This is a genomic window from Serratia sp. CY83965 (assembly GCF_052166375.1).
Taxonomy (GTDB): domain Bacteria; phylum Pseudomonadota; class Gammaproteobacteria; order Enterobacterales; family Enterobacteriaceae; genus Serratia; species Serratia marcescens.
Genome location: NZ_JBJNOV010000018.1, coordinates 12,824 through 38,045, shown reverse-complemented (window position 1 = coordinate 38,045; position 25,222 = coordinate 12,824). Strand labels below are relative to the sequence as shown.

Here is a 25,222-nt window from a genome sequence, read left to right as displayed (position 1 = left end):
CGGCAAAAATCTGCGCGCCGCCGGCGCATTACGGCTCTTTATTCAACATCAAATCCAGCTGTTGCAGCAGCACCAGCAGCGGCAGGCTGCTCGGTTCACGATCTTTCAACGCCTCTTCGAAATAAGGCGTGATGGCGAAGCGCGTCGGCAACGGCGCTTCGGCGTCCAACAACGCATACATGCGCGGCAAGAACACCCACTGCAGCCAGGCTTCGGCCGACATGCTGTCGATGCAGAACGGCTCGGTGCTGGAGAAAGCCTCATGCTCAGGCGGCGCAGCCTGCCACAGCGCCAGATCGCGCATGGATTGTTCAATCGCCTGCAAACTGCGGCGCACCTGGTTATGTATATTCATCTGCATTCCCGATCTCTTTTCATCATGGTATTCAGCGCTCTGGCTGAAAGGCGGCAAAGCATAGCATTTTTATAGCCCAAATTCGGCGCGCCTGAGACAGCTCACCGTTTTTATCTGGTGACGTTCACCGTCGCGCGGCACAATAGGGCCACCGAATTCACCACACAGATAAAGATTCATGTCCGTAATAACAGAGAAAAAAAACCACGCGACGCCCGGTAAAGCCATGTTGGCCTCGGTCACCGGTTATGCCATGGACGGGTTTGACCTGCTGATCCTCGGCTTTATGCTGCCGGCCATCAGCATCGAATTGGGATTATCCTCATCGGCCGCCGGTTCGCTGGTCACCTGGACGCTGATCGGCGCGGTGCTGGGCGGCGTGATCTTCGGCCACCTCAGCGATCGTTTCGGCCGTATCCGGGTGCTGACCATCACCATTCTGATGTTTTCCCTGTTCACCGGCCTGTGCGCCGTGGCGCAAGGCTATTGGGATCTACTCGCCTATCGCACGCTGGCGGGCATCGGGCTGGGCGGCGAGTTCGGCATCGGCATGGCGCTGATCGCCGAAGCCTGGCCGGCGGAGAAACGCAACCGCGCTTCGGCTTACGTCGGCATGAGCTGGCAATTGGGGGTGCTGGCGGCCGCTTTCCTGACGCCGTTGCTGCTGGAACATATCGGCTGGCGCGGCATGTTCCTGGTCGGCCTGCTGCCGGCGCTGGCGTCATTCCTGATCCGCCGCACGCTGGGCGAACCGGAGGAATTCGTGCGGCAGAAAGACGCCGGGCAGCCGCTCTCCTTCCTTCAGCGTTTGCGCCTGCTGTTTAAGGATCGCGCCACCAGCAAGGCCAGCATCGGCATCTTCATTCTCTGTTCGGTGCAGAACTTCGGTTACTACGGGCTGATGATCTGGATGCCGACTTATCTGGCGAAAAACTTCGGCTTCTCGCTCACCAAGTCCGGCCTGTGGACGGCGGTGACGGTGGTCGGCATGACGTTCGGCATCTGGCTGTTCGGCGTCCTGGCCGACCGCTTCGCCCGCTGGAAGATTTTCGTGCTGTATCAGGTCGGCGCGGTGGTGATGGTGATCGGCTACGCCCAGTTGAGCGATCCGATGCTGATGCTGTTCGCCGGCGCCGTGATGGGCATGTTTGTTAACGGCATGATCGGCGGCTACGGCGCATTGATTTCCGATACCTACCCGGTGCAGGCGCGCGCTACCGCGCAAAACATTCTGTTCAATCTCGGGCGCGGCGTCGGCGGCCTGGGGCCATTGGTGATCGGCGCGCTGGTGACGCAGGTGTCGTTCACCGCCGCCATCAGCCTGCTGGCGGCGATTTACCTGCTGGATATCTACGCCACGCTGTTCCTGCTGCCGAAAAAACAGGGCGCAGGCGATACGCTGGGCGCGATTGGTTAACGCTGACGATGGATTAAGCAGCAGAGGAGCACGCACGGCGGGAGAGAACAAAAAGTTGGGGGCACTGCGTTAACAGTGCCCCCGGTTCGTTTTATAGCCATCCCGCTACACAGTGTGCTCCCTGCTCAATCCTTGAAAACTTTTCCTGCGGCCATCCTGACCAAGTGATCCTTGCATCATCCTGCAGCATCGTCCTGACGCGGTTCCTCAGCCTTCCTGACCCGCCGACAGTCCTGTGTCGGCTCTCAATCTCCGTCCTGGAGGTGTCCCTGGTTTCTATCCTGAAACATCCTGGGCATCTCCTGACGCCATCCTTCGCTCTTGCCTGAGCGCATCCCTTTCTTCGTCCTGAAGCTGCATCATCCTGATGCTTTCCTGCTCCGCCGGTTCCGTTCCGGTAACGATAAGATCGCTTAAATTCCCCGGAATCACAAGGGTTTGGGAGACGTCTCACACTAAATTAAGCCTAAGAGTTATCCTAAAGAAATTCTAACCAATTGATCTGGATAACAATAATCTCATAGTCTGGAAAAAGGTGGGAAAAATTAAGAGCGATATCTCACAGCCCGTGTGAGAGATCTCTCACACGGGCGACGGCGAATCCGCCGCGCTTCAGTCCAGCACCGGGCGCAGCGCATCGAGGAAATTCCCCAGCGTCGCCGCCAACAAGGTGCGCTTATCGCTGCCGAATTGTTCCAGCACCACGTTGCCGCTGACGTTGCACAGCGACACCATCGTCATCTCGGATTCGGTGGTCGCCAGGAACAGCGTTGGCGACAGCTTGAGACGTTTTTGCGTCACCAGATGACCGATCAGGTTCTCCTGCAGGCGGATAAAATCCTCCTCGCTCCAGACCTGCAGCAGGCTCAGGCGATGCTCCCCAAATTGCGCGCTCATGTCACCCGCGTATTGCTGCGTGTAGAAACGGTGCGCATCCGGCTGCAAACGCAGCTCCAGCGCGGCTTCTACCTTCTCCAGCGTCGCCGCCGGTTCGAAAGGCTGCGGCAACCACAGCACGTCGTCCTCGCGATTCTCCACGATGCAGGGCGACGGCACGCCGTACAGCGCCTGGCTGGCCGGCGCGTGGCCGCGCGCTTGCTGCCACAACTCGACATAGCGTTGAGTGAATTCACGCAGAGCGTGCGATACATCATGGTCCATATTCTTTCTCGCATACGTTAAACTGACGGCCATTGTACCTATCTCTGACCGAGGTGACAGCAGATGTCCTCCTATCAAGACCACCAGGCCCTGTCAGGGCTGACGCTGGGCAAACCCACCGCTTACCGCGATCGCTACGACGCCACGTTGCTGCAGGCGGTGCCGCGCAGCATGAACCGCGAGCCGCTGGGGCTGTATCCCGACAACCTGCCCTTCCACGGCGCCGACATCTGGACGCTGTACGAACTCTCCTGGCTGAACGCCAACGGGCTGCCGCAGGTAGCGGTCGGCGAGATCAGCCTTAACGCCGACAGCCTGAACCTGATCGAATCGAAAAGCTTCAAGCTGTATCTCAACAGCTTCAATCAAACGCCGTTCGCCGATTGGGAAATGGTGCGCAGCACCCTGCAGCGCGATCTGTCCGCCTGCGCCCAGGGCGAGGTCAGCGTCACCCTGTTCAGCGTCGAGCAGTTGGAAGACACGCCGATCGCCCGTCTGGCCGGCGACTGCATCGACCAGCAGGATATCTGCATCGACAATTATGAGTTCAGCGCCGACTACCTGCTGAACGCCGCCGGTGAAGAGGTGGTGGAAGAGCAATTGGTCAGCCACCTGCTGAAGTCCAACTGCCTGATCACCCATCAGCCGGATTGGGGCTCGGTGCAGATAAGCTATCGCGGCGGCAAGATCGATCGCGAAGCGCTGCTGCGCTATCTGGTTTCCTTCCGTCACCACAACGAATTCCACGAGCAGTGCGTCGAGCGCATCTTCAACGATCTGATGCGCTACTGCCGGCCGCAAAGCCTGACGGTTTACGCCCGCTACACCCGCCGCGGCGGTCTGGATATCAACCCGTGGCGCAGCAACGTCGCATTCGCTCCCGCGCACGGCCGCCTGGCGCGCCAATAAGTGCGAAACATTGCTCAACAACTGAGCTAACGAGCGGTTTATGTTGGTAAAAGCCCAGGGACGGCGGTAAGGTTAAAACGAGGCTGCGGCCGGGCAGAGCGCCCGCTGCGCCGCAGCACGCCAACCATAACGAGATGCTGTTTTGCTGCGTATGGATTACTACCGCCCCGCACCGGGTGCAAAGGAGTTACCTTGATTACACACATCAGCCCGCTTGGCTCTATGGATTTATTGTCGCAGCTGGAAGTAGACATGCTGAAGCGCACCGCCAGCAGCGACCTGTACCGCCTGTTCCGCAACTGTTCGCTGGCCGTGTTGAACTCCGGCAGCCAAACCGACAACAGCAAACAGCTGCTGTCGCGCTATGAAACCTTCGACATCAACGTGCTGCGCCGTGAGCGCGGGGTGAAGCTGGAGCTGGTCAACCCGCCGGAAGAGGCGTTCGTCGACGGCCGCATCATCCGTTCGCTGCAGGCCAACCTGTTCGCCGTGCTGCGCGACATCCTGTTCGTGCACGGCCAAATCGCCAGCGCCGGCCGTTTCCAGCACCTGAATCTGGAAAACTCGGCCCACATCACCAACCTGGTATTTTCGATCCTGCGCAATGCACGCACGCTGCATCTGGATGAAGATCCCAACATGGTGGTGTGCTGGGGCGGCCACTCGATCAACGAGAACGAATATCTGTACGCGCGCAAGGTCGGCAGCCAGCTGGGCCTGCGCGAGCTGAACATCTGCACCGGCTGCGGGCCGGGCGCGATGGAAGCGCCGATGAAAGGCGCGGCGGTCGGTCACGCGCAGCAGCGTTACCGCAACAGCCGCTTCATCGGCATGACCGAGCCTTCGATCATCGCCGCCGAGCCACCTAACCCGCTGGTGAACGAGCTGGTGATCATGCCGGACATCGAAAAACGCCTGGAAGCCTTCGTGCGCATCGCGCATGGCATCATTATCTTCCCGGGCGGTGTCGGCACCGCCGAAGAGCTGCTGTACCTGTTGGGTATCCTGATGAACCCGGAGAACAGTGAACAGGTGCTGCCGCTGATCCTGACCGGGCCAAAAGAGAGCGCCGACTACTTCCGCGTGCTGGACGAGTTCATCATGAACACCCTGGGCGACGAAGCGCGCCGCCATTACACCATCATCATCGACGATCCGGCGGAAGTGGCGCGGCAGATGAAAAAAGCCATGCCGCTGGTGAAGGAGAACCGCCGCAACACCGGCGACGCCTACAGCTTTAACTGGTCGATCCGCATCGCGCCGGATCTGCAGCTGCCGTTCGAGCCGACCCATGAGAACATGGCGAACCTCAATCTTTATCCGAACCAGCCACCGGAGCAATTGGCCGCCGCGCTGCGCCGCGCTTTCTCCGGCATCGTGGCCGGTAACGTGAAGGAAAACGGCATCCACGCCATTGAGCAGTTCGGCCCGTACAAGCTGCACGGCGAACCGCAAATGATGAAGCAGATGGACAGCCTGCTGCAGGGCTTTGTTGCCCAGCACCGCATGAAGCTGCCGGGCAGCGCCTATGTGCCCTGCTACGAAATCGTCGCCTGACCCTCAATCCCGGGCGGCGTAACGGCCGCCCTGTTTTTTCTGACCTAACCGCCCATGATGATACACCTACTGATTGTCGACGCCCTGAACCTCATCCGCCGCATTCACGCCGTGCAGGGCTCCCCTTGCGTCAACGCCTGCCGCCACGCGCTGCAGCAGTTGCTCCAGCACAGCCGCCCAACTCACGCGGTGGCGGTATTCGACGAGGACGATCGCAGCGACAGCTGGCGCCACCAAATTCTGCCGGACTACAAGGCCGGGCGCTCGCCGATGCCGGAAAACCTGCAGCAGGAGATGCCGCAGCTGCGCGATGCCTTTGCCGAACTGGGCGTCGCCAGCTGGCATTCGCCCGGCAACGAAGCGGACGATCTGGCGGCCACGCTGGCGGCGAAGGTCGCCGGCGGCGGCCACCAGGTGACCATCGTCTCCACCGACAAAGGCTATTGCCAACTGCTGGCGCCGAACGTACAAATTCGCGATTACTTCCAGAAACGTTGGCTGGATATGCCTTTCGTGCAACAGGAGTTTGGCGTGCAGCCGCAGCAGCTGCCGGACTACTGGGGGTTGGCGGGGATCGGCAGCAGCAAGATCCCCGGCGTGGCCGGCATCGGGCCGAAGACCGCCGTGCTGCTGCTGCAGCAATCGGGTAATCTGGACGGGCTTTATCAGCACCTGGAGCAGGTGCCGGAGAAATGGCGCGGTAAGCTGGAGCAGCACCGCGAGCTGGCCTACATCAGCAAACGGGTCGCCACGCTGCGCACCGATCTGTCGCTGGACGGCAACCTGCAGCAGCTGCGCCTGCCGATACAATAAGGGCGCTGCAAGCAGCGCCCTTCATTAAGGCTTCACGCGGTTAATCGCGCTCGTCGCGGCGGCCCGGCACCGCCGACCACATGCGGCGCACGTGTACGGTGATCTCTTCGCGATCGTGATACAGCTGCTTGGCGTGCACTTCAGCGCTGATGCCGGCGGCGCCCAGCGCTTCGCGGATGCTCATCAGGTTTTGCGACACTTCCTCGTAGCGCTTTTTCATCGGCAGCTTGAGGTTAAAGATCGCTTCACGGCACCAGCCTTTCACCAGCCACTGAATCATCAGGCTGGTCACCTTCGCCGGTTTCTCCACCATGTCGCACACCAGCCAGTAGATCTTGCTGCTGTTCGGCTCGAACTTGAAGCCGTCGGCGCGGTGGTGCGTCACCTGGCCGGTTTCCATCAGGCTTGGCGCCATCGGGCCGTTATCCACCGAATGCACCATCATGCTGCGTTTCACCAACTGATAGGTCCAGCCGCCCGGGCAGGCGCCCAGATCGACCGCGTGCATGCCGCTGGCCAGGCGCTCGTCCCACTCGTCGGCGGGGATGAACACGTGGAACGCTTCTTCCAGCTTCAGCGTCGAGCGGCTCGGCGCATCGGCCGGGAAGCGCAGACGCGGAATGCCCATGTAGAACGGCGAGTTGTTGTTGCTGTAGGAGTAACCGACATAGCAGCAGCCCGGCGCGATGAAAAACACATGCACCACCGGGCGAGTCGGGTTCTCGCGCGCCATCAGCACCTTCTGCTCGCGCATCGCGGCGCGCAGCGGCACCGTCAGCTTGCGGCAGAATTTCATCAGCTCTTTGCTTTCGTTGGTGTCCGGCACTTCCACCCGCAGCTCGCCGCCGCGATCGACTACGCCGATCAGCATGCCGACGATCGGCGATACCCGATCTTCCGGCGGCAGATCGCGCAGCAGCTCACCCACCACGATCATCTGGCGGGCGAAAATCAGTTCGCGGAACGGAATCTCCCGCGCCAGGCGATCGGCATCGTCCGGCTGGTAGCATTCGAACAGCACGTAACCGCTGTGCTCTTTTACCCGCGCAAAGCCGTAAATCTCCAGCTGGGCGGCTTTATCGGTGATCTCCGCCGCACACTCTTTTTCGAAGCCGGGGCGGCAATACAACGCAATCTTATTCATGGCGCTCGGCCTTTTTCCTCAGACGCAAAGCGCCAATCAACATCAATATCCAGCCGATCAAGAAGCACACGCCGCCAACCGGCGTGATATATACCCAGACCTTCAGGTGCGACAGCGCCAGGCAATAGAGGCTGCCGCTGAACAACACGGTGCCGAACGCCAACAGCGCTCCGCTCCAGTAAAACCACAGGCTCACGCGGCGCTGCATCGCGACCGCCAGCGCCAGGATGGCCAGGGTGTGGAACCCCTGATATTCCAGCCCGGTGCGGATCCAGGCCATTTCGTTGGCGCCTAGCGTGCCGCTTAACACATGCGCGCCGAATGCGCCCAACGCGACAAACACAAAGCCGCTGATAGCGGCGAAAACCAGCATGGAACGGCTGCTCATCGTGATCTATCCCATTAAAAATCACCGGCCGCGGCAAGGCGGCGGCCGGCCTTATTGTTCGTAGCGGAAGCGGAACTTCTCTTGTTCGCTGGCGGCGCGCGCCAGGATCCACTGCCGGAAGGCGGCTATTTTACCCAGTTCTGCCTGGCTGTCATGACATACCAGATAAAAAGCGTTTTTACTGACCAGCACATCGTTGAACGGGCATACCAGGCGACCGGCTTCGATCTCGGTTTGCGCCATCACGTTATTCACCAGCGCCACGCCCTGGCCGTGCACCGCCGCCTGCACCACCATGGCGCTGTGGCTGAAGATCGGCCCCTGCTGCACATTGATGTGTTGCAACCCCAGCTGGCGCGTATAGGCCAGCCAGTCGCGGCGTGAAACGTCATGCAGCAACGTATGATAAGCCAGATCGTCTGCGGTTTTCAGCGGATGATCGCCGGTCAACAGGCTCGGCGAACAAACCGGCAGCAGATATTCCGCATACAGGCGCTCGGCGCGCAGCCCCGGCCAATTGCCGCGGCCGTAGAAAATCGCCACATCGACGTCGTCCGCCAGCTTGTCTTCTTCGCGGTCCACCGCCTGGATGCGCACATCGATCCCCGGATAAGCTGAGTTAAAGCCGGAAAGGCGCGGCACCAACCACTGAATGGCGAAGCTCGGCGGCAGACTGACGGTTAATGCCCCCTTGGCGCTGCGCGCCTGCAGCTTGCGCGTCGCCTCGTTGATCGAAGAGAAGATCTCCTTGATATCGAGGTAGTAACTTTGCCCCTCTTCGGTCAGCAGCAGCGAGCGGTTGCGCCGACGAAACAGCTTCAGCCCGAGGAAGTCCTCCAGCGACTTGATCTGGTGGCTCACCGCGGCCTGGGTCACGAACAGCTCTTCCGCCGCCTTGGTGAAACTCAGGTGGCGAGCGGCCGCATCGAACACGCGCAGCGCATTGAGGGGAGGTAAGCGTTTAGACATTAAATTAGCTACTTTTGTGTAACATTAATCCGAATGATTCGGCGCCGAAAATCGGGCGGCTTTGCGTGGCAAGCCATCGGTAAACGCTAACGGCGTATTGCCATTAGTTTTTTTTATCCGAGCCATTATAATTTGTCCGTTGAGGATGCGCCAGCAAATACCTATAGTGGCGGCACTTCCCGGGCCGGAACGAAAAGGGAGTGGGTGTCGAGGACGCCGATGAACTTTTGGCTTGTGGTTGTGATGTTGTGTTTGCAAATTGTCCGGCGATTCCGGACATGGTAGCTAGGCTACTGTTTTTTCACTTCCTGTACATTTACCCTGTCTGTCCATAGTGATTTTATGCAGCACCGCAAAACTTGCGGTGCTTTTTTTTGCCTGACGCTTATTGGTCGCTTTCAACCATCTCTTTCACATCGGCGCGGTTGATCTGTTGCTCGACGCCGTTGGCGTCTTTATAGCTGATCATGCCGGTATCGTTATCCACTTTAGGCTTGCCGTCAGCAACAATGGTGCGTCCGTCATTGGTATGCATCACGTAGTTGCTGGAACAGGCGGCCAGGGTGAACGTAAGCATCAGGGCAGAGAGAACTGCGGCTGTTTTCTTCATTGAGGACTCCTTTGTAGTTTTAAATGCTGATAAATACCTTTTGTGTGTATAAATGCGATTAATAAGCGCACATTTAATAGCATAACAAACTTTCTCAGTTTTGCCAGGCGATAAGTCCTAATAGGCAGGATCGCTTGTCTCCGGCGGCAAAATAGGACAGGATCACCCATCGACTCAAGCCAGTGACAATCAAGGTATGACGCCTTTTAATCCCAGCCTTTTTCGCCAACAGTTTCCCGCGCTCGCGCAGGACGGTATCTATCTGGACAGCGCCGCCACCGCGTTGAAACCGCAGGCGGTGATCGACGCCACGCAGCAATTTTATCGCGATGACGCCGCCACCGTGCACCGCAGCCAGCATCGGGCGGCGCAGGATCTGACCGCCCGCTTCGAGCAGGCGCGCGGCCAGGTGGCGCAACTGATCCATGCGCCGTCGGCCGACGATATCGTCTGGACGCGCGGCACCACCGAGGCGATCAACCTGGTGGCGCAGAGCTACCTGCGCCCGCGTCTGCAGCCAGGCGACGAAATTCTGGTGAGCGAAGCGGAACACCACGCTAACCTGATCCCCTGGCTGATGGTGGCGGAACAAACCGGCGCGCGGGTGGTGAAACTGCCGATCGGCGCCGATCGGTTGCCGGATTTGACGCAGCTGCCCGCCCTGCTCAACGACAAAACCCGCCTGTTGGCGCTGGGGCAAATGTCCAACGTCACCGGCGGTTGCCCGGATCTGGCGCCGGCTATCGCGCTGGCCCATGCCGCCGGCGCGCGCGTGATGATCGACGGCGCCCAGGGCGTGGTTCACGGCCCGGCCGACGTACAGCGACTCGACATCGATTTCTACGCCTTCTCCGGCCACAAGCTGTATGGCCCGACCGGCATCGGCGCGCTGTACGGCAAAGCCGAGCCGCTGGCGCAGATGGCCCCGTGGCAAGGCGGCGGCAAGATGCTGACCCAGGCATCGTTCGACGGCTTTACCCCGCAAAAGCCGCCGCACTGCTTCGAAGCCGGCACGCCAAACATCGCCGGCGTGCTGGGGCTGGCCGCCGCGCTCACCTGGCTCAGCGAACAGGACATGGCGGCGGCGGAGCGCTACAGCCGCGAGCTGGCGGACCAGGCGGAACAACGGTTGGCGCAGCTGCCGGGCTTTCGCAGCTTCCGCAGCTCCGGCTCCAGCCTGCTGGCGTTCGACATCGCCGGCGTACACCACAGCGACATCGTCACGCTGCTGGCGGAGCAAGGCATTGCGCTGCGCGCCGGCCAGCACTGCGCGCAGCCGCTGATGGCGGCGTTAGGCGTCAGCGGCACGCTGCGCGCGTCGTTCGCCCCCTACAATACGCAACAGGACGTCGATACGCTGGTCAGCGCGTTGACTCACGCCCTCGATCTGCTGGCCGACTGACTTGACTCCCGGAGACGCTATGCTCGCCCCCCATCCTTTTGGCCGAGAGATCACCGCCGAAGCCTTGATCGCCACCTTCAGCGCGCTGAAACAGTGGGAAGACCGCTACCGCCAGCTGATTATGCTCGCAAAACGGCTGCCGCCGCTGCCGGGGGCCTTGCGCAGTGAAGAAATGGAATTGAGCGGTTGTGAAAACCGCGTCTGGCTGGGGCACCAGTTACTGGAAGACGGCACGCTGCATTTCTATGGCGACAGCGAAGGCCGCATCGTGCGCGGCCTGCTGGCGGTGCTGCTGACCGAAGTGGAAGGGAAAACGCCGCCGCAGATCGCCGCATTGGATCCGCTGGCGTTGTTCGACCGCCTGGCATTGCGCGCGCAGCTGAGCGCCACCCGCGCCAGCGGCCTGGCGGCGTTGGCCGCCGCCGTGCAGGCGATCGCCGCCCGTTACGCCTGACGCGCCGCCTTCGCCAGCATCTTTTTCAGCGCGTGCGACACGGCGACGAAGCCGAAGGTGGCGGTGACCATGGTCGCTGCGCCGAACCCCGCGCTGCAATCCATTCTTTTTGGCCCTTCCGCCGTGCTGCGCGAAGCGCATACCGAGCCGTCCGGCTGCGGATAAACCAGCGGCTCGCTGGAGAAGACGCAGTCGATGCCCAGCTTGCCCTTGCCGTTTTTCACCACGTTGAAATCGTGCTTCAGCCGCTCGCGCAGCTTGGCGGCCAGCGGATCCTGGATGGTTTTGGCCAGATCGGCCACTTCAATTTTGGTCGGGTCAATCTGCCCGCCGGCGCCGCCGGTGGTCACGACCGGGATCTTGAATCGGCGGCAGTATGACAGCAGCGCCGCCTTCGGCCGCACGCTATCGATCGCGTCGATGACGTAGCTGAAGTTATGGTCCAGCAGCTCGGCGACATTGTCCGGGGTGATGAAATCGTCGATGCAGGTCACCCGGCATTCCGGATTAATCGCCAGGATACGCTCCGCCATCACCTCGGTTTTCGATTGCCCGACGTGCTGGCGCAGCGCGTGGATCTGGCGGTTGGTATTGGTGACGCAAACATCATCCATGTCGATCAGGGTAATGGCGCCGATGCCGGTGCGCGCCAGCGCCTCAGCCGCCCAGGAACCCACGCCGCCGATGCCGATCACGCAGACGTGCGCCTGCGCGAACACCGCCAGCGCCTGCTGGCCGTACAACCGCGCCGTGCCGCCGAAACGCTGCAGATAGGCTTCCGAATAAGCTGTACTCATAACGCTTTAATTACCTTCATAATGCAAATGATAAGGGCCGGAAAATCCGGCCCTTGCGGGTCAATCTTTTCACGCCGTATGCGTTTAGCGGGTGGCCAGCAACGAACCGCCGCGGTTTGACTGATTGGCGCTGAACAGCTGGCCACCGCCGTTGTTCTTCAGCACCCAGACGCGGCCGTAGTGGTTGTAGTACCCCGCCGAGTGGCCGGCTTCCGGCCCGATGCCCTGATACATGTCAAAATGCTGGCCCTTGATGGCGCCGCCCACGTCGAGCGCGACCATCAGACGCATCTCGTATTTTCCCGTGAATTTACCCTTGTTGTCCAGCAGCGGCACTTCGGCCAGCAGCGTAGTGCCCGCCGGGATCAGTGAACGGTCGGAAGCCACCGAAGCTTTGGCGATCAGCGGCACCGCGCTGGCGCCCTTCACCGGCGCAAAAGCTTCCGGACGGAAGAACACGAACGACGGGTTCTGCTCCAGCAGCTCACGCACCTCTGCGGCGCTGTGGGTATCCGCCCACTGACGGATCGCCTGCATCGACATGTCCGCCTTGGCCACTTCGCCACGATCGATCAGCACCTTGCCGATGCTGCGATAGGCATGGCCGTTCTTGCCGCCGTAGCCGAAGAACACCAGCGGCTGGCCGTTGCCGTAGTCGACATAGCCGCTGCCCTGGACTTCCATCATGAAGTTGTCCATCAGCGAGTTGGTGTAAGCGATGATATAGCGATCGTCGAGCGCGCCGGAATAGATGCCCGCGCGATCCGGCAAGCGCCCCCTGCCCTTCGGCGGCATGCGGTACAGCGGGTAGCGGAACTCGCCCTGTTGGGTATAGCGCGCCTGCACCACCGGCGTATAGTAGCCGGTAAACTGCACGTTGCCGTAATTGTCGACGCCTTCCATCTGGTAAGCGCTGAGGCCGTACTGGCTCAGCATGCGCGTGTCGGCGCCAGACGCCATCCAGCTTTGCACCGCCTGATAGGTGCTGTTGTTGCGGTTAAACAGCGAAGGCGACGCGTACTTGATCTCCATCAGCTGATCCGAGTAATCCTTGGCGTTGACCGGCGAACCTTTGGCGTTGGGCTGATTGACCAGCTCCAGCGATTGATCCAGACGGCCGTCCTTATATTGCTGACCCCGATCGGTCGGCTTGGACGAACAGCCCGCCAACACCGCCACCATCAACCCGCCCAGCAGGTATTTGCCCCAACGTCCTTTCATCGCGCACACTCTCAAACTGATATGATCTACCGGCTGAACGATAACAAACGCTCATTGATAAAGGAATCGCTGCAAATAAAAAAAGCCGCCCGGAGGATGGTGATGAAAAAGAAGGCAAATTGCGGGCAAATCCAGCAGAAAAACGGGTTTAGGCCAATAAAATGCAAAAAGGGTTTGCAACAAAACGCATGGAGAGTATAGTGCGCATCCATCGGACGCGGGGTGGAGCAGCCTGGTAGCTCGTCGGGCTCATAACCCGAAGGTCGTCGGTTCAAATCCGGCCCCCGCAACCAACCGATGCCGCATTGGCGGTATTTGCGTTTGGCTTCGATAACAAAGTATTATACGGACGCGGGGTGGAGCAGCCTGGTAGCTCGTCGGGCTCATAACCCGAAGGTCGTCGGTTCAAATCCGGCCCCCGCAACCAACCGAATGTCGTACCAGCGGCATAACATGAACGGTGGTTTCGTCGTAATACAGCATCAAGACGGACGCGGGGTGGAGCAGCCTGGTAGCTCGTCGGGCTCATAACCCGAAGGTCGTCGGTTCAAATCCGGCCTCCGCAACCAACTCTTGATGACAACAGATAAGCACCCTTCCGGGTGTTTTTTTGTATCTGCAATCCGCAAAAATAGCCGGACTCGCGCCCGGCCCTGCTTTTATCGGCTCGCCAGCGCGCCGCCGTTGGAGAAATAAGCCTTGATGCCCGCCAGAATCGATTCCGCCACCTGCTGCTGGAAGTGGCTGGTGCGCAGCTTGCGCTCCTCTTCAATGTTGCTGATAAACGCCGTTTCCACCAGGATCGACGGGATATCCGGCGCCTTCAACACCGCAAAACCGGCCTGATCGACACGATTCTTGTGCAACCGGTTGATTTTCCCCATCCGATTCAACACTTCCTTGCCAAACTTCAGGCTGTCGTTGATGGTCGCGGTTTGGATCAGATCGAACATGGTGTGATCGAGATAACGGTCGCCACTCTTGCTGACACCGCCGATTTGGTCCGACGCGTTCTGCGTCTGCGCCAGGAACTTGGCCGCCGAGCTGGTGGCGCCCTTGGTGGACAACGCGAACACCGATGAACCGCGCGCGGCGCGGCTGGTGAAGGCGTCGGCGTGAATCGAAACGAACAGATCGGCGCGCTGCTTGCGCGCCTTGGCGACGCGCACCTTGAGCGGAATAAACACGTCTTCATTGCGCGTCATGAACACTTTCATGTTTGGCTCGCGCTTGATCATGGCGCTCAGCTTGCGGGCAATCTGCAGCACGATGTCTTTCTCGCGCGTCTTGTACTTGCCGATAGCGCCGGGATCTTCGCCGCCGTGGCCGGGATCCAGCATGATGACGATCGGCCGATCGCGCCCCGCTTTGCCGGCCTGCGGCGCTTCCGGCGGCAGCGTGCGCTCCAGATCGCCCTTGTTGTAATCTTCCAGTAACGCCAGTAGCGGATCATACTCCTCACCCCCGCTGCCGCCCTTCGTCGGATAGAGATCCATCACCAGACGGTTGCGATACTCCGGCACCGGCGCCAGCGTGAAAATATGCGGGCTGACGCTTTGTTTGAGCTCCAGCACCAGCCGCACGGTATTCTGATCAAACTGGCCGACGCGCGCCTGCTTGAGATAAGGATCGTCGGCGCGCACCTGCCCGGCGATGCCTTTCAGCACGCTGTTGAGGTGAACACCTTCGATGTCCACCACCACGCGATCGGGATTGGTCAGGGCGAACTGCTTGTATTTCAGTTCGACGTTGGATTCCAGCGTGACGCGGGTATAGGTGGAGGATGGCCAGACGCGCACGGCGATCACGTGCGATGATGCGGCGAAGCCCGTACGACTCACACTCAGCAACCAGCTGGCGGCAACGCCCTGTAATAAACGACGGCGGCCCAGATTGTGATTAGCGTTTGGCATGCGGCTCCGGCAGTAATAGCTGTTTACAACAGATGAAAAAAACACCAATGAAATGGGGATGCCGAAAACTTTAACCAATCATGCCAGCCCTGTCATCAGAAAATCTTTTTATGGTTTTTCAATTTATTAACGATTTAGCGCCCTTAGCGCACGCTTCATGACGATTTCCCACTTGCCATCGGCGCAATAAAAGAATAAAAATACAAAAATATCGTATAAATATGCAAAGAGGTTTGGCCGTGAAGGAACGTAGTACAGAGCTGGTGCAAGGATTCCGTCACTCAGTCCCCTATATCAATGCCCACCGCGGCAAGACGTTCGTCATCATGCTCGGCGGGGAAGCCATCGAACACGAGAATTTCTCCAACATCGTCAACGATATCGGGCTACTGCATAGCCTGGGTATTCGCCTGGTGGTGGTTTACGGCGCACGGCCGCAGATCGACGCCAATCTGGCGCAGCACAACTATGAGCCGATCTACCACAAACACACTCGCGTGACCGACGCCCATACGCTCGAGCTGGTCAAGCAGGCCGCCGGCCTGCTGCAGCTCGACATCACCGCTCGGCTGTCGATGAGCCTCAACAACACGCCACTGCAAGGCGCGCACATTAACGTGGTCAGCGGTAACTTCATCATCGCGCAGCCACTGGGCGTGGATGACGGCATCGACTACTGCCACAGCGGCCGCATTCGCCGCATCGATGAAGAAGCGATCCACCGCCAGCTCGACAGCAACGCCATCGTGCTGATTGGCCCGGTCGCGGTTTCGGTCACCGGCGAGAGCTTCAACCTGACCTCGGAAGAAGTGGCCACCCAGTTGGCGATCAAGCTGAAGGCGGAAAAAATGATCGGTTTCTGCTCCTCGCAGGGCGTGACCGACGCGGAAGGCAACATCCTTTCCGAGCTGTTCCCCAACGACGCGCAAAAGCGCCTTGAAGAGCTGGAGGAAGGCGGCGATTACCATTCCGGCACCGTGCGTTTCCTGCGCGGCGCGGTGAAAGGCTGCCGCAGCGGCGTGCGCCGCAGCCACCTGATCAGCTACCAGGAAGACGGTGCGCTGGTGCAGGAACTGTTCTCGCGCGACGGCATCGGCACCCAAATCGTGATGGAGAGCGCCGAACAGGTGCGCCGGGCGACAATCAACGACATCGGCGGCATCCTGGAGCTGATCCGGCCGCTCGAGCAGCAGGGCATTCTGGTGCGCCGTTCGCGTGAACAGCTGGAGATGGAGATCGACAAATTCACCATCATTGAACGCGATAACCTGACCATCGCCTGTGCGGCGCTGTACCCGTTCCTGGAGGAAAAAATCGGTGAGATGGCCTGCGTGGCGGTGCATCCCGATTACCGCAGCTCTTCGCGCGGCGAGATGCTGCTGCAGCGGGTAGAAAACCAGGCGCGACAGATGGGGCTGAAGAAGCTGTTCGTGCTGACCACCCGCAGCATCCACTGGTTCCAGGAACGTGGCTTTACCCCGGCGGAGGTCGACGTGCTGCCGATGCAGAAACAGGCGTTGTACAACTACCAGCGCCGCTCCAAAATTCTGCTGGCGGATCTGTAATCCCAGTGGGCGCGGCCGTTGCCGCGCCCGTTCATCGTTTATTCCGTTGCCTGTAATCGTTCAGCCAATCCGCTGCGGCGCTGGGTCGGCGTGCGAATGGCCCGCAGCAACACCGCCTCCGTGGCATACAGCGAGAGCTGCTTACGCGCGCGAGTGATCGCGGTATAGACCAATTCACGCGTCAGCACCGGCAGGAAGTGATTCGGCAACACCAGAACCGTATGGTCAAATTCCGATCCCTGAGATTTGTGCACCGTCATGGCATAGGCGGTTTCATGCGCCGGCAAACGGCTCGGCTGCACCGACTTGATGCTTCCATCCGGCAATTGGAAATGCACGCGCAGCTCGCCGCGCTCATCCGGCAGCGTAATGCCGATATCCCCATTGAATAGCCCCAGCGCGCTGTCGTTGCGGCCGATCATCACCGGCCGCCCCCGATACCAACGGCCGAGCACGCCCGGTTTACGGTCGATCAGACCGGCGCGCTGCAACCCGATCTCAATGCGCTCGTTCAGGCCGGCGACGCCAAACGGCCCTTCACGCAGCGCGCACAGCACCTGGAAGCGGCCAAAGGCCGCCAGCACCGCCGCCGCGTCTGCGCCTTCGGCGGTCAGCCGCAAATAGTCGCGATAGCCCGCCACGCAGGCATCCAACAGCGTCTGATACTCTTCACTCGTCGCCAACGCATAACCCATGACATCGCCGAAACTGCCGTTTAGTGCCGCCAGCGCGCGATCCCCCGCTCCGGCGTTGACCGCCAACGCCAGTTGACCGATGCCGGAACGGGCGTCGAAGCGATAGCTCTTGCGCAGCAGGCACAGGCTGTCGCGCACCGCCGCTTCCGCAACGGCCAGCCGTCCTTCGATCGAACAGCCGGTCAGGCGGCTCAGCTCTGCAGCGCGCGCATCGCTGTATCCCTGCTCGGCAAAACGGCAAATATCCCCCAGCACCGCGCCGGCCTCCACCGAGGCCAGCTGATCGCGGTCGCCAAGGAAAATCACCCGGGCCCGATCGGGCAACGCGGCAATCAGGCGCGCCATCATCGGCAGATCGACCATCGAGGCCTCATCCACCACCAGCACATCCAAATGCAGCCGGTTGCCGCGGTGATAGCGCATGCGCTGACTGTTCGGTTGCGCCCCCAACAGGCGGTGCAACGTCGCCGCCTCCGTCGGGAACAGCGCCTGCTGCGCCGGGGTCAACGCCAGCTGACGGCTGGCGCTGCCAAGCGACTCCGTCAGGCGCGCCGCCGCCTTCCCAGTCGGCGCCGCCAGCTGAATGCGCAAGCGCGCGCTTTCATCCAACTGCACCAGCGCCGCCAACAGCTTGGCGACGGTGGTGGTTTTACCGGTGCCCGGCCCGCCGGAAATGACCGCAATGCGCCGTGTGGCGGCCACCGCGGCGGCGATCTTCTGCCAATCGGGTTCATCGCTCGCCGAGCCGAACAAACGGTCAAGAATAGTGCGCAGTTCAGCCTCCGGCACCGCCAGCGACTCGCCTTCGCCGCCGATAAACGCCGCCACTTCACCTTCGTTTTGCCACATGCGCTGCAGATACAAGCGCGGCCCGCGCAGCACCAGCGGCGTAGCCTCGCTGCCATCCCCGACCGCCGCGCTGGCCGCCAGGCGCTGCTGCCAACGCACGCCATCCGGCCGCCCGGCCGCCTCCCACACCGCCAGCGCCAGCGCCGGTTGGCGCCCTTCAAACAGCGTATCCGCCTGCAGCTGCTCCAGCATCAGGCAGACGTGACCGGCCCCCGCCTCTGCACTCAGGCAGGCGGCGGCCAGCAAAATATCGGGCTCGTCTTCGTTCGCCACCACGCGGGCGAACTGCACGTCCAGCGGGCGCAACACGCCAAGCGCCACCGCCTGCTCCAGCAGTGCGATCATGATCCATCCTCCGTCGCAGCGGCCTCGCCGCTGAACAAACGATCCATCCCCGCCACCAGCTCAAACTCGGGAAGACAGGTGAAAATGCCGTTGCCCGGGTGCGCCGCATCCACGCCGCGCAGGAACAGATAAATCACCCCGCCGAAATGGCGCCGGTAATCGTAATCCGGCAGCCGATGACGCAGATAACGGTGCAGCGCCAGCGTATACAGCTGATATTGCAGATCGTAACGATGCTCCGCCATCGCCTGCTCCATCGCCGGCCGGGTATAGGCGCTGCTGTCTTCCCCCAACCAGTTGGACTTGTAGTCCAGCAGGTAGTATTTGCCCTGCCAACAGAACACCAGGTCGATAAAGCCTTTCAGCATGCCTTGCACCTGATGGAAATCCAGCGCCGGACAGCGGGCGGAAAGCGGATCGTAACGCTTCACCAGGGCATCGAGCTCCTTCGCCTGCAACAGCCGGTTGATCGGCAAATAGAACTGCAGCTCGGCCTGCTTGTGCTGCGGCGTTAGCGCCGCCAGCGTCACGCCGCTGTCGGCGAGCGGCGTGTTGAGCAATACCTGCATCCACGCCAGCAAAATCGGCTGCCAGTGTTCGGCAAATCCTTGCTGTTGCAGCTGTGCCAACAGCCACTGTTCATCCAACGGCTGGGTGAAGTCCAGCGTTTCGAACAGGCTGTGCAAGAAGGTGCCGGGCGCCGCGCCGCGCGGGAAAGTATGCGGTGTGAGCGCTGGCTCACTCTCCTCACTCCGCTCGCCCGCCGCGTCGACATCCAGACGCGGCAGCAGATCCTGCATCAGGCTCGCGCCGTGCTGTTGCAAACCGGTATAGCTGGTCACCCGCCAAAAATCCTGGATCCGCCGGGTAAAGCTTTTCGCCGCCAGCGCTTCGGCCAGTTCCGTCTGGGGTTGCCAGGGTTTTTCGTCCGGCGGTTCAACCAGCGACAGTGCGATACCCCCGCCCGCCAATTGCTGCAGACGTTCCTGCAGATACACGGCGTCGCCGGCCTGCCCGCCCTGCACCAGATAACCCAATGCGCTGCGGTGCAGATCGGTATCGCCCTGTTTCTTGCGCGTGCCCTGGAACAGCGGCGCGATGCCGATGCTGCAGTGGTACACCGAGCGGGTCAGCGCCACGTACAGCAGACGCAGATCTTCCGCCAACCGCTCCTCCTCCGCCCAGGCCTGGCTCTCTTCATTGGCGTCGAGATCCAGCAATGCCTGGAAACTGTGGCGATCGTGATACAGCGCCTGTTGCTGCTGGCGGAAGTTGCCGATGAATGGCAACCACACCAGATCGAACTCCAGCCCCTTGGATTTGTGGATCGTGATCACCTGCACCAGATGCCGGTCGCTCTCCAGCCGCAGCTGCTGATTATCGGACTGACGATTAGGCTGGGCGATCTGCTGCGCCAGCCAGCGCACCAGCGCATGCTCGCTGTCGAGCTGCGCCGCCGCCTCCTGCAACAGTTCTCCCAGATGCAGCACGTCGGTCAGGCGACGCTCGCCGCCGGCGCTGGCCAACAGGTTCTCCGCCAGCTGGCGCGCTTTCATCACCTCGCTCAGCATCGGCAACACGCCGCGGCGCAGCCAGAGCGTGCGGTAATTGTCGAACTCGTTAACCAGCGCGTCCCAGGCGCGCTCATCGCGGCTCAGGCCGTCCAGCGTCGGCGCGTCCAACCCCATCAGCCCGGTGGCCATGGCGCTGCGCAGCGTGCGCTCCTGCTCCGGCGCCAACACCGCCTGCAGTAACCACAGCAGGTCTTTGGCCTCCGGGGTGTCAAACACGCTGTCGCGGTTGGACAGGTAGACCGACGGAATAGACAGCGCGCTCAGCGCATCGCGCACCAACGCCGCCTCATTGCGGCTGCGCACCAGCACCGTGATATCGGAGGCTTGTACCGGCCGTGACTCCTTGCCGCTCTGCAGCCGCGCCTGGCCCTGCTGCCCGGCGCTGAGCCAGTCGCGAATTTGCGTGGCGCACAGGCGCGCCATCAGCTGTTGGTAATCACTTACACCCGCGCCTTCTCCCTGCTGCAGCCAGAACTGCATCGCTGGCTGCGGCTTGCCGTGCAATTCAAACGCCAGCCCTTGGTTCTTTTCCGCCGCGTTAACTTCAATAAAGGGGATTTGGCCGAACAGGAAAGGCTTTTCTACCTGAGAAAACAGGTGATTGACGCTGGCGACCATCGACGGCGACGAGCGCCAGTTGGTCTCCAGCGTATAGTGGGCGCTCACCTCTGAACGCGCGCGCATGTAGGTAAAGATGTCGGCGCCGCGAAAGGCGTAAATCGCCTGCTTGGGATCGCCGATCAACAGCAGGCCGCAATCAGGCCGGCCGACGTAAAGTTTTTGGAAAATACGGTATTGCTGCGGATCGGTATCCTGGAATTCATCGATCATCGCCACCGGGTATCGCTGGCGGATCGCCTGCGCCAGCTGTTCGCCGCCGCCGCTTTGCAGGGCGCCGTCCAGCCGGCTGAGCAGGTCATCAAATCCCAGTTCGGCGCGCTGGCGCTTTTCCTGCTGAATGGAGGTGCGGATCTCGCTGAGCGCACGCGCCATGATCAGGTCGCGCAGCGTCAAGGGTTCAGCGAACAACTCATCTATCGCCGTGAACAGCGTATGCCGCGGCGGCTCACCTTTCTTGGTCTTCTCCAGCAGCACCGACTGGCGAAATTTATCCAGTTCCTTCGGCAACTGGTAGTCCTGAGTCTCCTGCCCGCTCCATTCGCCGACCTTGTTCAGCCAGTTCGGCAGGTGTTTACTGCTGTAGCTGCGCTTATCGACGCCGGACTGAGCGATCAACGCTTCCAGATCGCCCGCCTCCGCCCGCCATTGCGCCTTGATGGCGTCGATGCGCGCGACGATCTGCTCGTGGCGCATCAGGACGGTTTCTTCATCCTTCGGCGGCCGACGCAGCGCCGGCGCTTCACCGTGCAGATAACCGGAGAGATCGGCCAGCAACGCTTCCGGGCCGCTCCACTCCTGGCTGACCGCACTCGCCACGCCCAGCGGCAACGGATAGCAGTGGCGACGCCAGAAATCGGCGCAGGCTTGCCGCCGCAGCGGCAGCTCGTCCTGCACCAGCGTTTGTTCAAACAGCATGCCGGACTCGAAGGCGTTGTGCGTCAGCATTCGTTGGCAAAAGCCGTGAATGGTGTAGATCGCCGCTTCGTCCATCTGCCGCTCCGCCGCCAGCAGCTGCGAGGCGGCGTCGGTCAAATCGTCAATTTCAGCCATCAGCGCCGAAAACAGCGGGTTGGCGCTGACACCGCGCACGCAGGCGATGCGTAATCCGTGAATATTGTCGCGGATACGCCCGCGCAGCTCCTCGGTGGCGGCCTCGGTAAAGGTCACCACCAGGATTTCTTCGACCGTCAGCGGGCGGGGAAACGCTGCTTCACCGCCCAACCCCAGCAGCAAACGCAGGTACAGCGCGCCGATGGTAAAAGTTTTGCCGGTGCCCGCCGACGCTTCTATCAGGCGTTCGCCGAACAGCGGCAGCGACAGAGGCTCCAACCTCTGCGGGGCAATTTCCGTCATGGCGTCGCCACTTTACGCGGCAAAATCTGCTGCAATGCCGACGCGTTCGGATAGGTGACCCAGTCCTTAGGCGCCGCGTAATCCGCCTTGTCTTGCCCGCTGCCGCTGACCTGCGACAGCACCGCCAGCCCCTGTGGCTGGATCACCGCCTGGTGGAAATAATCCGCCAGTTTGGCCGGCGTCAGCTGTTGCACCTGCGCGATCAGCTTCTGACGGGTATCGAAGGCGAAGTTGCCGCGATCGAAATCGTTGGCGAACCGGCTGGCCTCCTCGCTCAGGGTTTGCGGCCGCTGTTTCAGCTCATTGATCAGCGCCTGTTTGTACTGTTCAAAGTCCGCCTCGCTCATGTCGCGCAGGCGTTTCTCGGTTTTCGGGTAGAAATCCTGATAGCGCTGGTACAGGTAGGCCGGCTGTTTGCTGTTGCTCTGCAACAGGAAGCCCACGCCCCACTGGCGCCCTACCGACATCGGGAAGGCGAAGACCGCGTACCCCAATTGCTCCTGCGTGCGCAGCTGGCTGTAAAACCACGGCTGAATAATCTGCCCCAGCAGCGAACTGTAGGCCATGCCGGTCACTTCGTCGTAGCCGGTCGGCACATAAACCGCCGCCAGCGCCGAGTCAGTACTGCTGCCCACCTGTTGCAGGTTGGCCAGATGATTCTTGTCCACCACCACGTCTTCGCCGTGCCACCATTCGCTACCGGTACAGCCCAGACGATGTTTTAACGTCGACGCCAACGTGTCGACCTGCTGCTTGCTCATGTTGCCCACTACCAGCAGCTCCGGCGTGGCCTCGGCCAGCAGGCTGTCGCGATAGGCCAGCACGTCTTTCAGCGTTAACGTCTTCAGCACCTCGCGGCGCTCGCTGCGTTCGGAATACGGCACGCGGGAAACCATCTGCACCGGCTGAATGGCCAGCTCAAACGCCTTGCCCTTCTCGGCGGCGTCCAACTGCTCCAGATACCAGGATTTGGCTTGCGCCAACTGATCTTCCGTCGGCGTGAAGCTGGAATAACCCTCGATCAGCGCCGTCAGCAACTGCGGCAAACGCTGGGTGAAGCCGTTGGCGTTAAACATCAGACCGTTGTTCGGCGAGGTCGAGAAGCTCAACCCGCCGACCGACGCCTGATAGCTCAACTGATCCAGCGCGAGGCCGGCCAGATAATCCGTCAGCGAGAACAGCACCTGATTGCGCGCGGAATCCATGGTTTTGGCGTTGCGGAAAGCGACGGTGACGTCGGCCTTCGGCTCGTCGGCGAAGTAACGACTCGGCATGTACAGCACGCGCAGGCCGGGTTTATCCACCACCCTTTCCGGTTTTTTGAACTCGTGCGATGGCTTGGTCAGGGTAAAGTCATCCGGGATGTACGGGTTGAGCGCCGGCAGCGACAGGGAAATGCCGCTCTCCAACTGCTGCCACTGCGTAAAGCGCTGCGGCGTGATTTTGTCGACCTGGTAAGGCGCGTTGACGAAATAGGCCGTCTTATTGTGCGGTTCATCCGGGCTGACGAACCAGATGCGCGCGTTTTGCGGCGTCATGGCGTCCAGGCGTTCGGCGATCGCCTTAGGATCATAACGGTCGGCCAGATAAGGCGCGTCCAGCGCATGCTCAACCGGAACGCGCAGCATGGTGTCCACCAGCCATTCGATATAGTCCATGTCGCGCGTGATCGACGGATAACGGAAGTCCAGGTTCAGAACATGCGAGATTTCATCGAAGTAGCTCTGCTTGATGCCTTCGCTGCGCAGCATTTTCAGGTAGTTGAAAATGGCGGCGACGACTTGGTCGCGCTGGGCCAGGCCTTTGTCGGTCAGCGAGACGCTGATAGCGAAGACGCCGCCGTTGCGATCCACCATCGGATCGGCGCCGGCATTGATGGCGTCCGCCAGCCCCTGCTTCTGCAACCAGTCAGACAAGGTGTTTTTGCTGCGGTTGCCGATCAGGTAGCTGATGTAGGTATCGGTTTTGCTGCGAAACGCGGCGCTGTTGTTATCGATGCGGAACTCGACCTTCAGCTGCTTGCGCGGCTGCGCCGGCACATAGTGAATGATGATGCCCTGCTGTTCCGGCGTCACGGCCGGCACGGTGATCGGCGGCACGCTGGCGTCATGATTCGGCACGCGGCCAAAGGTTTTCGCCGCAATGTCAGCCAGCTGCGGCAGCGGCTGATTGCCGTACAAAACGCCCATCATCAGATTGGCGGAATAGTAGCGCTTATAGAAGCCGGTCAGTTCATCGTGCAACTTGCTGTCCGGCTTGTCTTTCAACGTATCGAGATTGCCGCCGGAGAAGCGCGCGCTCGGGTGCGCCGGGTTAAGGGTTTCCGCGCCGACCTGCGCCATGCGCATGCCGTCGCGCGAACGCGCCATCGTCAACTCGGCGTTCACCGCATTGCGCTCGCGATCGGCATTGCCCGGATCCAGCAGCGGCTCGGCAATAGCGTCGGCCATGCGGTCGACCGCCGGCTCCAGCGCGTCATTTTCCACTTCCAGATAGAAGGCGGTGCGATAAGAGGCCGTGCTGGCGTTGTGGCTGCCGCCGTGCTTTTTCAGGAATTCGGACAGGTTTTCCGGCTCTGGATAGCGTTTGGAGCCCATCAGCACCATATGTTCCAGATAGTGCGCCAATCCCAGTTGGCTGTTCGGATCTTCGAGCGATCCAACCGGCAATGCCAGCGCCGCCAGCGATTTCGGCGCCTGGGCATCAGACACCAGCAACACCGTCATGCCATTAGCCAACTTGATCGCTTCATACTGACGCGGATCGTGTTCGCTCTTGTTGATCTTCTCCGTCAGCGGTTGCCATCCTTGCGCGGCCCAACTCAACGGTGCCCAACACATAGCCAATAGTACCAGCCCGGTGATACGGACCAACTGTCTGCGCATATCCAAAATAAACCCCTATTCTGACGTCGCTACGCCCACTCCCTGACGTTGGCGACGTGCATCAAAACCACATAACCAAATCTGTACTCGCCGGGATCTTCGCCAATGTGGCGGCCCGAAACACGGCGGGTATATGCCTGTACGTTATGTAAGACCGGGAATCACCCCAATGGTTGAATATAACCTTCGTTATTTTTACCACCTCCCGCCGTACAGCACCACCGG

General features: G+C 60.9%; 19 protein-coding genes and 3 tRNA genes. 10 read left to right on the top strand and 12 right to left on the bottom strand.

What is annotated here, in order from left to right:
- Positions 1–28: 28 nt before the first annotated feature.
- Entirely contained in the window at positions 29–355 is a 327-nt protein-coding gene (locus tag ACJ8PL_RS23260; protein ID WP_318670166.1) for a YqcC family protein, read from the bottom strand.
- Between the two features lie 178 nt (positions 356–533).
- Between ACJ8PL_RS23260 and ACJ8PL_RS23255 the strand changes: the two genes are divergently transcribed.
- Positions 534–1,772 (top strand): MFS transporter, encoded by a 1,239-nt coding sequence (locus tag ACJ8PL_RS23255; protein WP_442531413.1) that lies wholly within the window; start codon positions 534–536, stop codon positions 1,770–1,772.
- Between the two features lie 612 nt (positions 1,773–2,384).
- Here the strand turns inward: ACJ8PL_RS23255 and syd are convergent.
- On the bottom strand, positions 2,385–2,933 hold the full coding sequence (syd, locus tag ACJ8PL_RS23250; RefSeq protein ID WP_016929899.1) for a SecY-interacting protein: 549 nt from the start codon (positions 2,931–2,933) through the stop codon (positions 2,385–2,387).
- 63 nt (positions 2,934–2,996) lie between these two features.
- On the opposite strand from syd, the gene queF reads away from it, so the two are divergent.
- From queF to xni, 3 genes are all read left to right on the top strand, one after another.
- Positions 2,997–3,842 carry an NADPH-dependent 7-cyano-7-deazaguanine reductase QueF gene (queF, locus tag ACJ8PL_RS23245; protein ID WP_442531412.1) on the top strand — a complete coding sequence of 282 codons (846 nt, stop codon included), beginning with the start codon at positions 2,997–2,999 and terminating at the stop codon, positions 3,840–3,842.
- 192 nt (positions 3,843–4,034) lie between these two features.
- On the top strand, positions 4,035–5,399 hold the full coding sequence (ppnN, locus tag ACJ8PL_RS23240) for a nucleotide 5'-monophosphate nucleosidase PpnN (RefSeq protein ID WP_021505658.1): 1,365 nt from the start codon (positions 4,035–4,037) through the stop codon (positions 5,397–5,399).
- A gap of 54 nt (positions 5,400–5,453) precedes the next feature.
- Positions 5,454–6,212: a flap endonuclease Xni gene (gene xni / locus ACJ8PL_RS23235; protein WP_016929902.1), complete on the top strand. Its 759-nt coding sequence runs from the start codon at positions 5,454–5,456 to the stop codon at positions 6,210–6,212.
- 40 nt (positions 6,213–6,252) lie between these two features.
- On the opposite strand, the gene rlmM is transcribed toward xni, so the two are convergent.
- The 4 genes from rlmM to ACJ8PL_RS23215 all read right to left on the bottom strand — a co-directional run bounded on the left by rlmM (position 6,253) and on the right by ACJ8PL_RS23215 (position 9,323).
- On the bottom strand, positions 6,253–7,356 hold the full coding sequence (gene rlmM / locus ACJ8PL_RS23230) for a 23S rRNA (cytidine(2498)-2'-O)-methyltransferase RlmM (RefSeq protein WP_004931897.1): 1,104 nt from the start codon (positions 7,354–7,356) through the stop codon (positions 6,253–6,255).
- Entirely contained in the window at positions 7,349–7,744 is a 396-nt protein-coding gene (locus ACJ8PL_RS23225; RefSeq protein WP_004931896.1) for a DUF423 domain-containing protein, read from the bottom strand. Before ACJ8PL_RS23225 ends, rlmM begins: the two co-directional genes overlap by 8 nt.
- Before the next feature lie 51 nt (positions 7,745–7,795).
- A complete protein-coding gene (locus tag ACJ8PL_RS23220) occupies positions 7,796–8,713 on the bottom strand; it encodes a transcriptional regulator GcvA (RefSeq protein ID WP_004931894.1) in 918 nt (305 codons plus the stop codon).
- A 385-nt stretch (positions 8,714–9,098) separates the two neighbouring features.
- Complete coding sequence (locus tag ACJ8PL_RS23215) at positions 9,099–9,323, bottom strand: YgdI/YgdR family lipoprotein (protein WP_028127531.1); 225 nt, start codon at positions 9,321–9,323, stop codon at positions 9,099–9,101.
- Positions 9,324–9,519: 196 nt separating this feature from the next.
- Between ACJ8PL_RS23215 and csdA the strand changes: the two genes are divergently transcribed.
- The gene (gene csdA, locus ACJ8PL_RS23210; RefSeq protein ID WP_442531411.1) at positions 9,520–10,725 is read left to right on the top strand and encodes a cysteine desulfurase CsdA; all 1,206 of its coding nucleotides are present in this window, start codon (positions 9,520–9,522) and stop codon (positions 10,723–10,725) included.
- Between the two features lie 19 nt (positions 10,726–10,744).
- Complete coding sequence (csdE, locus tag ACJ8PL_RS23205; RefSeq protein WP_442531410.1) at positions 10,745–11,179, top strand: cysteine desulfurase sulfur acceptor subunit CsdE; 435 nt, start codon at positions 10,745–10,747, stop codon at positions 11,177–11,179.
- Here csdE and tcdA read toward each other — a convergent pair.
- Both tcdA and mltA read right to left on the bottom strand, forming a co-directional pair.
- On the bottom strand, positions 11,170–11,976 hold the full coding sequence (gene tcdA, locus ACJ8PL_RS23200) for a tRNA cyclic N6-threonylcarbamoyladenosine(37) synthase TcdA (protein ID WP_033639514.1): 807 nt from the start codon (positions 11,974–11,976) through the stop codon (positions 11,170–11,172). The genes csdE and tcdA overlap by 10 nt on opposite strands.
- Positions 11,977–12,060: 84 nt before the next feature.
- On the bottom strand, positions 12,061–13,197 hold the full coding sequence (gene mltA, locus ACJ8PL_RS23195; protein ID WP_016929908.1) for a murein transglycosylase A: 1,137 nt from the start codon (positions 13,195–13,197) through the stop codon (positions 12,061–12,063).
- 216 nt (positions 13,198–13,413) lie between these two features.
- Here mltA and ACJ8PL_RS23190 point away from each other — a divergent pair.
- From ACJ8PL_RS23190 to ACJ8PL_RS23180, 3 genes are all read left to right on the top strand, one after another.
- Positions 13,414–13,490: transfer RNA gene (locus tag ACJ8PL_RS23190), tRNA-Met, on the top strand.
- A 57-nt stretch (positions 13,491–13,547) separates the two neighbouring features.
- A tRNA-Met gene (locus ACJ8PL_RS23185) sits at positions 13,548–13,624 on the top strand.
- A 65-nt stretch (positions 13,625–13,689) separates the two neighbouring features.
- Positions 13,690–13,766 (top strand) — tRNA-Met (locus ACJ8PL_RS23180).
- A gap of 90 nt (positions 13,767–13,856) precedes the next feature.
- Here ACJ8PL_RS23180 and amiC read toward each other — a convergent pair.
- On the bottom strand, positions 13,857–15,110 hold the full coding sequence (amiC, locus tag ACJ8PL_RS23175; protein WP_442531409.1) for an N-acetylmuramoyl-L-alanine amidase AmiC: 1,254 nt from the start codon (positions 15,108–15,110) through the stop codon (positions 13,857–13,859).
- 239 nt (positions 15,111–15,349) lie between these two features.
- Between amiC and argA the strand changes: the two genes are divergently transcribed.
- Entirely contained in the window at positions 15,350–16,675 is a 1,326-nt protein-coding gene (gene argA / locus ACJ8PL_RS23170) for an amino-acid N-acetyltransferase (RefSeq protein ID WP_004931881.1), read from the top strand.
- 38 nt (positions 16,676–16,713) lie between these two features.
- Here argA and recD read toward each other — a convergent pair whose 3' ends face one another.
- From recD to ptrA, 3 genes are read right to left on the bottom strand one after another with little or no spacing between them, the layout of a single operon-like run.
- The gene (gene recD, locus ACJ8PL_RS23165) at positions 16,714–18,564 is read right to left on the bottom strand and encodes an exodeoxyribonuclease V subunit alpha (protein ID WP_318670165.1); all 1,851 of its coding nucleotides are present in this window, start codon (positions 18,562–18,564) and stop codon (positions 16,714–16,716) included.
- Positions 18,561–22,112, bottom strand: coding sequence for an exodeoxyribonuclease V subunit beta (gene recB, locus ACJ8PL_RS23160; protein ID WP_442531408.1), 3,552 nt, complete (start codon positions 22,110–22,112; stop codon positions 18,561–18,563). The genes recD and recB overlap by 4 nt, the downstream gene beginning before the upstream one ends.
- Entirely contained in the window at positions 22,109–24,997 is a 2,889-nt protein-coding gene (gene ptrA / locus ACJ8PL_RS23155; RefSeq protein ID WP_060445384.1) for a pitrilysin, read from the bottom strand. Before ptrA ends, recB begins: the two co-directional genes overlap by 4 nt.
- Positions 24,998–25,222: the final 225 nt, after the last annotated feature.